This window comes from Mesorhizobium sp. M5C.F.Ca.IN.020.32.2.1 (genome assembly GCF_004023105.1).
Taxonomy (GTDB): domain Bacteria; phylum Pseudomonadota; class Alphaproteobacteria; order Rhizobiales; family Rhizobiaceae; genus Mesorhizobium; species Mesorhizobium wenxiniae.
On the sequence record NZ_RZSX01001491.1, the window covers coordinates 1 to 745 of the forward strand.

At 68.3% G+C, this 745-nt stretch carries 1 protein-coding gene; it reads right to left on the reverse strand.

Going from position 1 to position 745, the window contains the following annotated elements; all coding sequences use genetic code 11:
- On the reverse strand, positions 1–745 hold a 745-nt coding region (proB, locus tag EOA86_RS37015; protein WP_128345859.1), incomplete at both ends, for a glutamate 5-kinase.

Below are 745 nucleotides of genomic sequence, written 5' to 3' on the forward strand. Positions count from 1 at the left end.
GGCCGGAAGAACGTCGCCCGCGCGCCACGCTCGATCGCCAGCAGCGACGACAACCGCGTACCTGATGTGATGATCATGGCGGTGCCGGCGGCGGTGGCAATCTTGCCGGCGTCGAGCTTGGTGCGCATGCCGCCGCGCGAAAGCTCAGAAGCGGCCGCACCTGCCATCGCCTCGATCTCGGGGGTGATGCGGTCAACGACCGGAATAAACCGGGCTTGCGGGTCGCGCGCCGGCGGCGCGGTGTAGAGCCCGTCAATGTCCGAAAGCAGCACCAGCAGATCCGCGCTCATCATCGTCGCCACCCGCGCGGCCAGCCGGTCATTGTCGCCATAGCGGATTTCGGAGGTCGCCACCGTGTCGTTCTCGTTGATGACCGGCACCGCCTTCATCTTCAGCAGCGTCGAGATCGTCGCCCGCGCGTTGAGATAGCGGCGCCGCTCTTCAGTGTCGCCGAGCGTCAGCAGGATCTGGCCGGATTTCAGGCCGCCCTTGCCGAGCGCATCCGACCAGGCGCCGGCCAGCGCGATCTGCCCGACGGCCGCCGCCGCCTGGCTCTCCTCGAGCTTCAGTGCCCGCTTGCCGAGGCCTAAAATGGTGCGGCCAAGCGCGATGGCGCCGGACGACACGACGAGGATCTCGGCGCCACCTTTGGCCAGCACGGCGATGTCGTCAGCAAGCGAGGCCAGCCAGTCGCGCTTCAGGCCCGCCGTGCGGTCGACAAGCAGCGCCGAGCCGATCTTGACGG